Here is an 11,969-nt window from a genome sequence, read left to right on the forward strand (position 1 = left end):
TCCCGCGAGCGGGGCGGCGCCTGATGGTCGATGGCCAGGCCGTGGCACAGCAGGGCCTTGGACAGCAGGCCAGGGCCGACTGCGCTGTCCTGCCGGAGCCGGTCTCGCGGGACCGCCGCTCCGCCTTCTCCCGTCCAGATCGCTGCACGGGATGGTCGGCGGGCATCCAGGTCCGCGGGTGAGCGCCTGCCGCATCCCGGCGTGCCGCGGGCTCAGCCGATGGTGCTGAGCAGCGACGGGTTCTGTGCCCGCAGTGCGGCGATGCGTTGCAAGGCTTCGGCGAGCGCGTCGGTGGTGGAGACGGCGCCCGTGGCGATCCGCACGGCATTGGGCGCAGTGGACGGCTCCACCGCGAACGCCTTGGCCTGCGCGACGAGGACGCCTTCGTTGCGCAGCCGCATGGCGAACTCGGACGCGTCCCAGGACTTGGGAAGCGGCAGCCAGCAAAACAGGCCCTCGGCAGAGCCGGTCAGGCCGTGCTGGTGCAGGGCCTCGTGGGCCATGGTCTGGCGCATCGCTGCTTCGGTGCGGACCCGCGTGATCAGCGTGCCGAGCATGTCGTTCTTGCGGATGAGGTGGCTGGCGAGCGCGGCCTCCAATGGCGGGGCCGATTGCATGGTGGCGCGCAGCATCTCCGCCAGCCGTTCGGTGGCGGGTGCATCCGGCGTCACCACGTAGCACACGCGCAGGCTGGGCGCGACGAGCTTGGCCAGGCCGAACAGCGAGTAGGTGATGTCCGGCGCCAGCGTGCCCAGCAGCGGCGGCGGCGCGCTCTGCAGGCCGCCGTAGGCATCGTCCTCGATGAGCGTGATGCCGTGGCGGCGCGCGACCTCGACCAGGGCCTGGCGGCGCTCCAGCCCCATGACGGCGCCGGTGGGGTTCTGCAGCGACGGGACACAGTACAGGGCCCGCGCCCCAGAAGCCTGCGCCGCCGCGTCCAGCGCGCCTGGCTCGATGCCCTGTGCATCCAGGGCCACCGGCACGAGCTCGATGTTCAGCACCGCGGCCAGCGTGCGCACGGTGGGCCAGCACATGGACTCCACCAGGAGCTTGCCGCCGCTGCCGACGACGCGCGCGAGCAGGGCGATCAGCGCGTTGCGTGTGCCGGCGGCCATGGCGAGGCGGCCCTCCAGCGGTGTGTCGAAACGCGGCTGCAGCCAGGTCTGGCCGCTCGTGCGGTCCAGTTTGGGGACCCCGCCCGAGCGGCGCGCGAGGAAATCGAAGCTGCGCGCATGGGTCACCTGACGCACCTCATCGGCCAGCATCGCGGCGATGTCCAGGTTGGGCGGCCAGCTGGTGCTGAGGTCGGTGGGGGCGTCCTTGGCCTGCTCGTCGGCGACGTCGCCGCCTGCTTCGGTGCCGGGACGCTCTCCCGAGACGAAGGTGCCCTGGCCCTTGTGCGACTGCAGCAGTCCCCGCTCCCTGGCGAGCTTGTAGGCGTTGCCGACGGTCGTGAAGTCGATCTTGAGCAAATCGGCGAGGCTGCGCTGGGACGGCAGCTGCTCTCCCGGCTTGAGCCGGCCTGCGCGGACCTCGGCCTCGATCACCTTGACGATGGCCGTGTAGAGCGATCCGCCTTCGGCTCGGACGGCATCCGGCCACGACGCAAATTTATTGGGAATGTTGCCTTGCATTTTCCATATGGTCTACATACACTCAATCGTCAGTCAAAAGAACTATATGGATCTATGTCCATACAGTTCGCCCTGTAGGTATATCACCGAGGCAAGGAGCCAAGTATGGAGTGCGGATCAGCGGTTGTCGTGGGCAGCGGCATCATGGGCAGGGACATCGCGGCCATCTTCGTGAACGCGGGATGGGCCACGCAGTTGGTGGCGCCGGAGAGCGACACCTGGGATGCGGCGGCGCGCCATGTGGCGCAGTCGGTCGCGCAGATGGGCGGGGCGCCCCGCTTCGGCCTGCTGCGCCTGCGGCATGGGCTGGGCGACGTGCAGTGGAGCGGGGTGGACGCGGTGATCGAGACGGTCACCGAGAAGCTGGAGGTCAAGCGCGCGGTCTTCACGCAGCTCGACGCCCTGGTCCCGGCGGGCGTGCCCATCGGCTCGAACAGCAGCGGGCTGCGCATCACCGACATCGCGGCGGGCTGCAACACGGCTTCGCGCATGGCCAATGCGCACTTCTTCCTGCCGGCGCATCTGGTGCCCTTGGTGGAGGTGGCCAAGGGCGCTTTCACGCACGACGTGGCGGTGGACCGGCTGCTGGAGATCTTCGCTGCGGTGGGGCGGATCCCCGTGCGGGTGAACCGGGACGTGCCGGGATTCCTGGCCAACCGCATCCAGCATGCGCTGATGCGCGAGGCCTTCTCGGTGATCGACGAGGGACTGGCGTCGCCGGAGGACGTGGACGCGGCCGTGCGGTTCGGCTTCGGGTTCCGCTACGTCGCGGCGGGGCCCATTTTGCAGAAGGAGTTCGCGGGGCTGGACACCCAGTTCGCGGCGGCCTCGTCCATCTACCCCAGCCTGTGCAACGACGCCACGCCCAGCCGCACGTTGCGCGACAAGGTGGCAGCGGGGCGCTACGGCACCAAGAGCGGCCACGGGTTCTGGCGCTGGAGCGCCGAGCAGATCGCGCAGGAGCGCGCGCGCTACGAAGACGTCCTGCAGCAGGCACAGCGGCTGCTGGTGCCCGCCACGTTGCCCGGCGCTGCGGGCCTGGACGCGACGGCGGGGACGCTGTGATGGCGGACAACGGACCCGTGTCCGCCGTGGGGGCGCAGTGCAGCGCCCCGTTCGGTGCCGTCCCGGCTGGCGCCGGTGGTGTCCAGCCCGACCTCGGGGCCATCCACCGTGCTGCCGCCCGCATCCAGGGGCACGTGGTGAAGACGCCCTTGCTGCGCTCGGCCGAACTGGATGCGCTGGCCGGCGGGCGGGTGTTCCTCAAGGCCGAGAGCCTGCAGCGCAGCGGCTCGTTCAAGTTCCGCGGCGCCTGCAACCGGATCCTGGGTTTGTCGCAGGCCGAGCGCGCGCGGGGTGTGGTGGCCTATTCCTCGGGCAACCATGCGCTTGCGGTCTCCGAGGCGGGGCGCCTGCTGGACGTGCCGGTGGCGGTGGTGATGCCGGCCGATGCCCCGGCGGTCAAGATCCAGGGCTGCCGCGCACGGGGGGCGACGGTGCTCCTGTACGACCGCGAGCGCGACGACCGCGAGGCCATCGGTCAGCGCATGGTGGAGGACCAGGGCATGACGCTGGTGCCACCCTTCGACGATGCGCAGGTCATGGCGGGCGCCGGGACCGGCGCGCTGGAAGCGCTGGAGCAGATGCGGGGCAGGGCGGTGGACACCGCGCTGCTGTGCTGCAGCGGTGGCGGACTGGCCGCGGGCTGGGCGGTCGCGCTGCGCGCCGCCTGGCCGCGGGTGCAGATCGTGGTGGTCGAACCGGAGGGCTTCGACGACACCGCGCGCTCTTTGCGCGCGGGCCTGCCGCAACACAACGCGCGGCGCTCGGGCTCCATCCAGGATGCGCTGCTGGCGCCCACGCCGGGGCGGCTGACCCTGCCCGTGCTGCGCGAGCACGCGGCCACTGGCGTGGCCGTGTCCGACGACGAGACGCTGGCGGCGATGGCGTTCGCGTTCTCGACCCTCAAGCTGGTGCTGGAGCCCGGTGGGGCGGCCGCGCTGGCGGCCGTGCTCGCGCACAAGGTCGTGCTGGCCGGCCGCAGCACGCTGGTGGTGTGCTCCGGCGGCAACGTCGACCCGGAACTGTTCGTGCGCAGCCTGCAGCGCAGCGGCGCGGGCGAGTCCTTGGCGCTGGCAGGAAGGCGGCCATGAGCGCGGCGCGGAGGGTGAAACCAGGGCGGGCGGCGAACACGAGTCGCCGGAGCGCGAGCGGTGTCGCGCCGCATGCCGCCGGCCGGCCAGGCAGTGGCCAGGGACTGGACGTGGCGGCGATGCGGGCGCCGACGCCCGAGAACCGGGCGCGGGCGCTTGGCCTGGACATCGCCGACGATGTCACGCCGGCTGCCCACTACGCGCTTGCCACCTTCCACGGTGGGCTGCTGTACCTGAGCGGGCAGCTGCCGCGCGTGGGCGACGAGGTCGCGGTCACGGGGCGGGTGGGCGAGGACGTCCCCCTGGGCGAGGCACAGCGGGCCGCCCGGCTGTGCACGCTGCGGGCGCTGGGCGCGCTGCGCCGGGTCCTGGGCTCGCTCGACCGCGTCGAGCGCGTCCTCAAGCTGCAGGTGTTCGTGCAGTGCGCGCCGGACTTCCAGCGGCACAGCGAGGTTGCTGATGCAGCCTCCGAACTGCTGGTGCAGGTCTTCGGTGCGGTCGGCCTGGCCGCGCGCACCGCCGTCGGCGTCTACCAGCTGCCCAAGGGGGCAAGTGTCGAACTCGATCTGGTCGTCGCTTGTGCTGCGCCGGCCACCAACCTGAAGGAGCAACACCGTGCGGCTCAGCACTGAGACACCCGGCGCTGGCCTTGCCGGCGCCACGCAGGCCCCACGCGCCACGGCGCAGGACCGCCGGCAATGGCAGGAGCGCTTCGAGGCCTTCCGGGCCCGCGGCCTGTCCATCGACATGACGCGCGGCAAGCCTTGCGCGGAGCAGCTCGCGCTGTCCGACGCACTGCTCGACCTGCCCGGCCGGGGCGACTTCCTCACCGAGGACGGTGGCGATGCGCGCAACTACTACGGCGGGCCGCTGGGCCTGCCGGAGGCGCGCCGTCTGTTCTGCACGATGCTGGATGCGACGCCGGAGCAGGTGGCGGTCGGCAACAACTCCAGCCTGGCCCTCATGCACGACATGCTGGCCTTCGCGGTCCTGCACGGTGTGCCGGGCGGCGCGCAGCCCTGGAGCCGGGAGACGGACCGCTTCCTGTGCCCGGTTCCCGGCTACGACCGTCACTTCGCACTGTGCGAGGCCTTCGGCCTGGAGATGGTGCCGGTGCCGATGACGGGCCGGGGGCCGGACATGGACGCGGTCGAAGCGCTGGCGCGCGATCCGCGCGTCAAGGGCATGTGGTGCGTGCCCCTGTACAGCAATCCCACCGGGGAAACCTATGCGCCCGACGTGGTCGAACGGCTGGCCCGCATGCAGACGGGTGCGCCGGACTTCCGGCTGTTCTGGGACAAGGCCTATGCCGTGCACCACCTGACCGAGCAGGCCGAGGGCGTGCCCAGCATCCTGGCGCTCAGCGCCCAGGCCGGGCATGCGGACCGGCCGCTCGTCTTCGGTTCGACCTCCAAGATCACGTTCGCCGGTGCGGGACTGGGCCTGCTGGCGGCTTCCAGGGCCAACCTGGACTGGTACGCCGGGCATGCGGGCGTGCGCTCCATCGGGCCGGACAAGCTCAACCAGCTGCGCCATGTGCGGCTGCTGCGCGACCATGCCGGGCTGCTCGTGCACATGCAGGCGCAGCGCGCCATCCTGGCACCCAAGTTCGCCATCGTGCAGTCGGCGCTGGAGCGCCACCTGGACGGCCGCGGTGTGGCGACCTGGACCCGGCCACGCGGCGGCTACTTCGTGAGCCTGCAGGTGCGCAACGGCTGCGCGCGCCGCGTCGTGGCGCTGGCCCGCCAGCTCGGCATCGTGCTCGTGCCTGCGGGCAAGACCCATCCGCAGGGCCACGACCCGCGCGACAGCACTCTGCGGCTCGCGCCCAGCTTCCCCGATCCCGCCGACCTCGCGACCGCGATGGAAGGCATCTGTCTCGGCATCCTGTTGGCCTGCACGGAGGAGCCACTGCCATGAACGGTCATTTCATCGCGTTCGCGCGCTACCTGGCGCGCAGCGCCCAGCCTGCCGGCCGGCCCGCGATCTGGCGTGGCCCGGACGTCGACGCCGCGCTGTCGGCACAGCCAACAAGCCCGCAGCGGCTCACGCGCGCACTGGCGCTCACGCCCACGGACGATCCGCAGGCCCTGGGCCTGAACGGCAGCATCTCGCTGATCGTGCAGGCGCTGGGCCCGGGCGAGACGGGGCGCATGCACAGCCATTCGTTCTGGCACCTGTACTTCGTGCTCAAGGGCCGCGGCGCTTCGCAGATCGGCGGCGAACTGATCAGCTGGTCGGCCGGCGACAGCTTCTATGTACCGGCCTGGGTGGACCACGACCTGCAGAACCTGAGCACCACCGAGGACGCGGTCGTGTACTCCGCCCAGAACCTGCCGGAGCAGGCGGCCACCGGCGCGCTGATGCGCAAGGAGGCCGCGGGCTACGTCCACATCCGGGCCGAGGCGGCCGCGCCCGCCGACGCCTGACGCGCAGCGGTTCCGTCTTCCTCTTTGGCGTCGCCCCACGGTTGCGCCTGCCATTCCCACTTCGGGCCATCGCGGCCCGTCCAAGGAGTATCCATGTCCGTTTCCAGCGTGCTGCGTGCGGCCCTTGCGGTCTGCAGCCTCATGGCCTGCGCCGTGGCGCCGGCCCAGACCCCCGTGCCCGCGAGCGACAAGGTCGTGCGCATCGTCGTTCCCTTCGCACCCGGCGGCGCCACCGACATCGTCGCGCGGGCCGTGTCCGATGCGCTGGCCCGGGAGCTGGGGCAGACCGTCATCGTGGAGAACCGGCCCGGCGCCGGCGGTGCGGTCGGCGCCAACTTCGTGTCCAAGGCGGTGCCGGATGGCACGGTGCTGGGCCTGGCCACGGTCTCCACCATGGCGACCAACCCGGCGATCAACCCCAAGAACCCGTACGACCCGGTCACCGGCTTCACACCGGTCATCACGCTGGCGACGGTGCCGGTCATCCTGGCCGTCAGCGCCGCCAGGCTGCCGGTCAACGACATGGCCCAGCTGGTCGCGCGGCTGGGCAGCTGTCCGGTTCCCTGCACCTTCGCCTCCGCGGGGACGGGTGGGGTAGGGCACCTGGACGGCGAGCTGTTCAAGGCACTGACCAGGACCGACCTGGTCCATGTGCCGTACAAGGGGGCGGGGCCGGCCATCGCGGACCTGCTGGGCGGCCAGGTGGACATGATGTTCGACAACCTGCCCTCCATGCTGCCGCACATCCAGTCGGGCGCGCTGCGGGGCATCGCGGTCATGAGCCCGCAGCGCAGCCCCGCGCTGCCCCGGGTGCCGACCTTCACCGAAGCGGGGATGGCGGCGCTGGACAACACCGCGTGGATGGGGCTGGTGGCGCCGGCCCGGATGCCGCCCGAGGTCCGGGACCGGATCCATGCCGCGGCGGCGCGCGCGCTGGCCGATCCGGCCGTGCGCCAGCGTTTCGAGAAGGCCGGCATCCAGCCGGTGGGCGGCAGCGTGGCGGACTTCGCCGCGCTGATCGACAAGGAGCTCGCCCTGCGCCGCGCCATCGTGGTGGACCGCGGCCTCAAGCTGGACTGAGTGGTGGCCATGTTGCAGAACAACTCGGCGCGCTATCCGCTGCCCGCGGACTTCCAGGTGGGCTTGGCCGCACTCAAGCCCTGTTTCGCGGGGCTGCAGAGCCCGGAGTGCATCGTCTCGAACGCCGCAGGCGAGTTCCTGATGTCGGACCGCCGCGGTGGCTTCACCCATGTGGACCCCGGCGGCAAGGCGCAACTGGTGCAGGGCCGCACGGTGCAGGGTGGGGCGCTGCATGCCAACGGCATCGCGCTCGGCGCCGACGGGCGCGTCCTGGTGGCGCACCTGGGTGACGCAGAAGGGGGCGTCTACAGGCTGGGGAGTACAGGCTCGGCGATGCCCGTCGTGACCACGCTGGAGGGACGGGTGCTGCCGCCAACCAACTTCGTGCTGGAGGACGCCAACGGCACGGTCTGGTTCACGGTCAGCACTCGGCACATCCCGCGCATGCAGGCCTGGTACCCCGACGTCGCTGAAGGCTACATCGCGGTCCACGACGCCCGCGGCACCCGCATCCTGGCCGACGGCCTGGGCTACACCAACGAGATCGCGTTCTCACCCGATGGGCTGTTCGTGTACGTCAACGAGACGCACGCGCGGCGCCTGACGCGGTTCCGGCTGCGGCCCGGGCCCACGCTGACCGACCGCGAAACGGTGTGCAGCTTTCCTGCGGGCGACCAGCCCGACGGCGTGTGCTTCGACGCCTTCGGGGGCGCCTGGGTCACTTGCATCGTCAGCAACAAGGTCTATGTGGTGCGGCCCGATGGCATGCTGCAGCTGGTGCTGGCGGACACGGACGCCAGGCACGTGGCGCGGTATGTGTCCGACCTCGACGCAAGGCGTCTGTGCCGCGACAGCATCTGGACCTGCGGCACCAGCAGCCTGGGCAATGTCTCCAGCCTGTGCTTCGCCGGCCCGCAGCGCCGCACCGTGCTCCTCGGCTCGCTCCTGGGGCACAGGGTGCTGGCCTTCGAGTGCCCGGTGCCAGGGCACCCGCCGGTGCACTGGCATCGCCGCTTTGCCGGTGGCGCCAGCAACGGACCTTGAATCTCGTGTCCGTGTCGAGGGGCCTGCATACCGGCCGCCTCGTTTCCGGCCGCTTCGTCGCCGGCCGCCTCGACGCCAGCTTCTTCCATCCGCCCATCGCCGCGCCGCGCGTTCCGCGGTGGCGATGTGCATGGCCCCGATCGTTTGCATCAAAGGAGTTCAACATGGCACGCATTGCGCAGTTCGTCATCGTTTGCCTCGCGGCCCTGGCCGCCGCGTTCCCTTCCTTTTCCCGGGCGGAGGCCACCTGGCCACGGGACACCGTGCGCGTCATCGTGCCTTTCGCGCCGGGAGGCCTGACCGACGTGATCGGTCGCACGCTGGCCCAGGAGCTGGCCAAGTCATTGAAGGTGCCGGCCATCGTGGAGAACCGCTCCGGCGCGTATGGCCTGGTCGGCACGGAGTACGTGGCGCAGGCCAGGCCGGACGGGCACACGCTGCTGGTCGGCGGCGGCATCGTCGCCCTGGCCGACGCCCTGTACCCCAAGCTGCGCTTCGATCCCCGCAAGGACCTGGTGCCAGTGGCCATGATCGAGCGCAACGGCTTGCTGCTCCTGGCGACCAGGGGGAGCGAGCGCTTCGCGGGCGCGCAGTTGCCCCAGGTGCTCGGCTGGGCGCGCGCGCAGCCCGGCAGCATTGCGGTGGCGAGCTTCGGCTCGGGCAGCATCAGCCACATGGCGCTGGAGACACTCAAGACGGCTGGCAAGGCGGACCTGCTGCACGTGCCCTACCGCGGCACGGCACCGGCTCTGCCCGACCTGATCGGTGGTCATGTTCCGCTGATGTTCGACAACACGGTGACGGCCTTGCCGCAGGTACGCGCCGGCAAGGTCCGCGCGATCGCCTACACGGGCAAGGAGCGGCTGGCCCAGTTGCCGGACGTCCCGACCTTCACCGAGCTGGGCCTGCCGGAACTGCAGATCTACAACTTCTTCGGCCTGTACGTGCCGACGGGAACGCCCGCGGCAGTGGCCGAGCGGCTGAACGCGGAGGTGAACCGGATCTTCCGGCAGCCGGAGGTGGTCGCCAAGTTCGCCGAGATGGGCGCCGAACTCCACCCAGGTTCTGCCGCAGCTTTCTCCGCCTTCCTCGAAGGCGAGCGAAGCCGTTGGGGCCAGCTGATCCGCTCGCGCAACATCCGTCCCGAGTGAGACCGACGGCCCGATGCATGTGCGCACGTTCCGGCTGCCCTTCAAGGGCTTCGGCCTGCATGCCGAGGCCTGCTGGGCAGGGTATCGCGAGCGCAGTGACCAGCGCTACGTGCTCTTCCTGCATGGCGGAGGTGCGGCCACCTCGTCGGAGGGCACGCGCTACCTGCGCGAGGATCTGGCGGAACATGGCGTCGCCAGCGTGGCGTTGGACTTCTCCGGGCATGGCCGCAGCGGCGGTCACATGGTGGACGCCAGCCTGGACCGGCGGTGCGAAGAAGCACTGCGCCTGGTAGATAGCCTGCAACCGGTGCGGCCGCGCGCGATCGTGGCGACCAGCATGGCGGGGCATGTGGCCTGTCGGCTGGCGGAAACCTTGCGCCCCGAAGTCCTGGTCCTGTTCTGTCCCGCAGCCTACGAGGCCGATGCAGAGTCGGCGCGGTTCGGCGAACCATTCAGGACCGTGATCCGGGCCACGCGCAGCTTCGAGCAGTCGCCCGCGTTCGAGGCGTTGCGGCGTTTCGAGGGGCACGTGCTGTGCTTCTATGGCACGCAGGACGCGATCATTCCGCGGGAGGTCCAGCGGGGCTATGCGACCGCTTGCGCAAGCGCGAGGCTGGCCGACTTCCGCATGTTCGAAGGCGTTGGCCACAAGCTGCACGAGTGGCTTGCGGGGCAGACCGCGCTTCGGCGCGAGGTGGTGGACCGGATCAAGGCGGCGCTGGGCGCGGCGGTGGCCTGAGTCCATGCTACTGGTTCGTTCCGGACGGGGCCGGAGGAGGGCGTTCGCATGCAAGCAGACGTCGCGTGCCAGTGTCGGGAGCCAAGGGCGATGGAACTGGCGGTCGACATTGGTTCTGCGCATCGCGTGAGCGGCAGAGACCCGACACCCGCGCCTAGGGGGTCGGACATGCCGTTCAGACGGCCTGGATCTCCAAAACGCGCTGGAGACACTCCTGGTTGGCCGGCTGGTGTCGTTCCAGCCGCGGGTGGACTGCAGGATCGTCGTCGCTTCAGGCACAGCCGTATCGCAAAGCAAGACTTGCGGTTCATGGAACAGCGGCACGTCGCGCAACGCCTCTTCCATCGCTGGATCGCTCAATGTGAACCACCGTTGCCTGCGGTGGCTGCGGGCGACCGAACGGTCATGCGTGCAAACCCCGATGCGCGATCACCGCCCTGCCAGATACAACAACGTTGTTGGGATATTCGCAAATCGGGCATAGCTCCTGCAACGGATTCCTGGCGCAATCAAACGACAGGAGACACTCATGCAAAAGCTGGTAAGGGGCGCTGCCCTGGCCCTCACGGTCTTCGGCGGCATGCTGATGCCCATCGCGCCCGCATGGGCACAGGACGCCTTCCGCATCGCCGGCGTTCTTCCGCTCAGTGGCGCCTTCGGCATCATTGGCGAGAACATGCGCCGCGGCGTCACCATCGCCATCGAGGAGCGCAACAACCGCGTGCTCGGCAAGCCGATCGAGGTCAGCTGGGACGACACCGAGACCTCCACCCAGGTGGCGGTGCAGAAGACTACGCGTGCCCTCTCGCGCGAGGTGCACACGGTGTTCGGCGAGGTCAGCTCGGGCTCGACGCTCGCCATGATGAAGCTGACCGACCAGCGCAAGATTCCCCACATCATCACGCTGTCGGCCGACGACCGCATCACCGGCAGCGACAAGTCGCGCTACGCCTTCCGCACCTCCAACACGGTCGCGATGGAGAACCGCATGATCGGTGAGTTCGCGCAGCGACAGGGCGCCAAGAAGCTCTATGCCATCGTCGCCGACTACCAGGTCGGCCGAGATATGTGGGCTGCGCTGAAAACGGACTTTGAGGGTCGCGGCATCCAGGTGGTCGGCATGGACCTCACCGCCATCGGCACCAAGGACTACGCTGTGCTGCTCGACAAGGCGCTGCGCTCGGGCGCCGACAGCCTCATGCTGTTGGTCGTGGGCGGCGACGTCGTCACCTCCCTGAAGCAGGGCGCCGACATCGGCCTGCCGCAGAAGATGCGCGTCATGGGCACCATGCTGATGGACGAGACACTGGGCCAGGCCGTGGGTCCCACCGGCTCGCTGGGGGTGAACTCCACGCTGCGCTACCACTACTCGCAGGAAACGCCGCGCAACAAGCGCTTCGTCGAGGCCTACAAGGCCAAGTACAAGGAGTTGCCGAGCCAGTACGCGGGCGAGGCCTACGATGGCATGAGCTGGTGGCTGGACACGGTGGAGAGCACCGGCGTGTGGGACAAGGAGAAGTGGGTCGATGCCTTCCGCACCAGCGTGCGCAAGGACTCGGTGGAGGGCGAGAAGCGCATGCGCGCCTGCGACAACCAAGCCGAGCAACCCGGCCTGTTCGGCATCGCCGAGCGCAGCAGCGGCGATGGCCCGATCGTGATGAAGGTGACCGAGCGCTTCACCGCGGCTGCGCTGTTCAAGCCCTGCAACTGACGCGGCACAGCGCGCACGGGAAACTGGC

11 protein-coding genes and 1 pseudogene are annotated in these 11,969 nt (G+C 70.1%); 10 read left to right on the top strand and 2 right to left on the bottom strand.

From position 1 onward, the window contains the following. Positions 1-212 precede the first annotated feature (212 nt). Positions 213-1,634 carry an aminotransferase-like domain-containing protein gene (locus DES41_RS21990; RefSeq protein WP_114469799.1) on the bottom strand — a complete coding sequence of 474 codons (1,422 nt, stop codon included), beginning with the start codon at positions 1,632-1,634 and terminating at the stop codon, positions 213-215. A 105-nt stretch (positions 1,635-1,739) separates the two neighbouring features. On the opposite strand from DES41_RS21990, the gene DES41_RS21995 reads away from it, so the two are divergent. The 9 genes from DES41_RS21995 (at position 1,740) to DES41_RS22035 (ending at position 10,230) form a co-directional block, all read left to right on the top strand. Beyond that, positions 1,740-2,699: a 3-hydroxyacyl-CoA dehydrogenase family protein gene (locus tag DES41_RS21995; RefSeq protein ID WP_114469800.1), complete on the top strand. Its 960-nt coding sequence runs from the start codon at positions 1,740-1,742 to the stop codon at positions 2,697-2,699. Beyond that, entirely contained in the window at positions 2,699-3,787 is a 1,089-nt protein-coding gene (locus DES41_RS22000; RefSeq protein ID WP_114469801.1) for a threonine ammonia-lyase, read from the top strand. Before DES41_RS21995 ends, DES41_RS22000 begins: the two co-directional genes overlap by 1 nt. Positions 3,788-3,906: 119 nt before the next feature. Next, positions 3,907-4,419 (top strand): RidA family protein, encoded by a 513-nt coding sequence (locus tag DES41_RS22005; protein WP_114469802.1) that lies wholly within the window; start codon positions 3,907-3,909, stop codon positions 4,417-4,419. Beyond that, positions 4,403-5,707, top strand: a complete 1,305-nt coding sequence (locus tag DES41_RS22010; RefSeq protein ID WP_114469803.1) for an aspartate aminotransferase type Ic — start codon at positions 4,403-4,405, stop codon at positions 5,705-5,707. The genes DES41_RS22005 and DES41_RS22010 overlap by 17 nt, the downstream gene beginning before the upstream one ends. Then, a complete protein-coding gene (locus DES41_RS22015) occupies positions 5,704-6,216 on the top strand; it encodes a cupin domain-containing protein (protein ID WP_114469804.1) in 513 nt (170 codons plus the stop codon). Before DES41_RS22010 ends, DES41_RS22015 begins: the two co-directional genes overlap by 4 nt. Before the next feature lie 93 nt (positions 6,217-6,309). Next, positions 6,310-7,296: a Bug family tripartite tricarboxylate transporter substrate binding protein gene (locus tag DES41_RS22020; RefSeq protein ID WP_114469805.1), complete on the top strand. Its 987-nt coding sequence runs from the start codon at positions 6,310-6,312 to the stop codon at positions 7,294-7,296. 9 nt (positions 7,297-7,305) lie between these two features. Next, complete coding sequence (locus DES41_RS22025) at positions 7,306-8,340, top strand: SMP-30/gluconolactonase/LRE family protein (protein WP_114470020.1); 1,035 nt, start codon at positions 7,306-7,308, stop codon at positions 8,338-8,340. Positions 8,341-8,504: 164 nt separating this feature from the next. Continuing rightward, positions 8,505-9,491, top strand: a complete 987-nt coding sequence (locus tag DES41_RS22030) for a Bug family tripartite tricarboxylate transporter substrate binding protein (RefSeq protein ID WP_114469806.1) — start codon at positions 8,505-8,507, stop codon at positions 9,489-9,491. A 13-nt stretch (positions 9,492-9,504) separates the two neighbouring features. After that, positions 9,505-10,230, top strand: coding sequence for an alpha/beta fold hydrolase (locus tag DES41_RS22035; protein ID WP_114469807.1), 726 nt, complete (start codon positions 9,505-9,507; stop codon positions 10,228-10,230). Positions 10,231-10,473: 243 nt separating this feature from the next. Here the strand turns inward: DES41_RS22035 and DES41_RS39860 are convergent. Beyond that, positions 10,474-10,614: pseudogene (locus tag DES41_RS39860) on the bottom strand (IS5/IS1182 family transposase); the annotation flags it as partial. 145 nt (positions 10,615-10,759) lie between these two features. On the opposite strand from DES41_RS39860, the gene DES41_RS22040 reads away from it, so the two are divergent. After that, positions 10,760-11,941 carry an ABC transporter substrate-binding protein gene (locus tag DES41_RS22040; RefSeq protein WP_114469808.1) on the top strand — a complete coding sequence of 394 codons (1,182 nt, stop codon included), beginning with the start codon at positions 10,760-10,762 and terminating at the stop codon, positions 11,939-11,941. The last annotated feature ends 28 nt before the right edge of the window (positions 11,942-11,969 follow it).

This window comes from Pseudorhodoferax soli (assembly GCF_003337555.1).
Taxonomy (GTDB): domain Bacteria; phylum Pseudomonadota; class Gammaproteobacteria; order Burkholderiales; family Burkholderiaceae_C; genus Pseudorhodoferax; species Pseudorhodoferax soli.

Excerpts from the sequence above, each read along its gene's own strand:
- DES41_RS21990 (WP_114469799.1), bottom strand. The coding sequence starts at position 1,634 with ATGCAAGGCAACATTCCCAATAAATTTGCGTCGTGGCCGGATGCCGTC.
- DES41_RS21995 (WP_114469800.1), top strand. The coding sequence starts at position 1,740 with ATGGAGTGCGGATCAGCGGTTGTCGTGGGCAGCGGCATCATGGGCAGG.
- DES41_RS22000 (WP_114469801.1), top strand. The coding sequence starts at position 2,699 with ATGGCGGACAACGGACCCGTGTCCGCCGTGGGGGCGCAGTGCAGCGCC.
- DES41_RS22005 (WP_114469802.1), top strand. The coding sequence starts at position 3,907 with ATGCGGGCGCCGACGCCCGAGAACCGGGCGCGGGCGCTTGGCCTGGAC.
- DES41_RS22015 (WP_114469804.1), top strand. The coding sequence starts at position 5,704 with ATGAACGGTCATTTCATCGCGTTCGCGCGCTACCTGGCGCGCAGCGCC.
- DES41_RS22020 (WP_114469805.1), top strand. The coding sequence starts at position 6,310 with ATGTCCGTTTCCAGCGTGCTGCGTGCGGCCCTTGCGGTCTGCAGCCTC.
- DES41_RS22025 (WP_114470020.1), top strand. The coding sequence starts at position 7,306 with ATGTTGCAGAACAACTCGGCGCGCTATCCGCTGCCCGCGGACTTCCAG.
- DES41_RS22030 (WP_114469806.1), top strand. The coding sequence starts at position 8,505 with ATGGCACGCATTGCGCAGTTCGTCATCGTTTGCCTCGCGGCCCTGGCC.
- DES41_RS22035 (WP_114469807.1), top strand. The coding sequence starts at position 9,505 with ATGCATGTGCGCACGTTCCGGCTGCCCTTCAAGGGCTTCGGCCTGCAT.
- DES41_RS22040 (WP_114469808.1), top strand. The coding sequence starts at position 10,760 with ATGCAAAAGCTGGTAAGGGGCGCTGCCCTGGCCCTCACGGTCTTCGGC.